General features: G+C 63.0%; 1 pseudogene. It reads left to right on the forward strand.

The features are described 5' to 3' along the window. Window positions 1–22: 22 nt before the first annotated feature. Window positions 23–257 (forward strand): annotated as a pseudogene (locus tag QSV46_RS40245) (glycerophosphodiester phosphodiesterase); the annotation flags it as partial.

Raw genomic sequence — 257 nt, forward strand, 5'->3', positions numbered from 1 at the left:
GCCTGAGACCTGGAAGCCGTCAATGGAGGAATTGAAAGCCTCCGGCGTGAAGATCCTGGGCCCGCCGATCCCGATGATGCTGACGCTGAACGACAGACAAGAAATCGTCCCTTCCGAATACGCCAAGGCCGCGAAGGTCGCCGGCCTCGACCTGATCGGCTGGTCGCTGGAACGCGACGGCCCGCTCAACAAGGGCGGCGGCTTCTATCACAAGTCGATCAGGAGCGCGATCGACCGCGACGGCGATACGCTGACGG

Source organism: Bradyrhizobium cosmicum (assembly GCF_032290525.1).
GTDB classification, from domain to species: Bacteria; Pseudomonadota; Alphaproteobacteria; order Rhizobiales; family Xanthobacteraceae; genus Bradyrhizobium; species Bradyrhizobium cosmicum_A.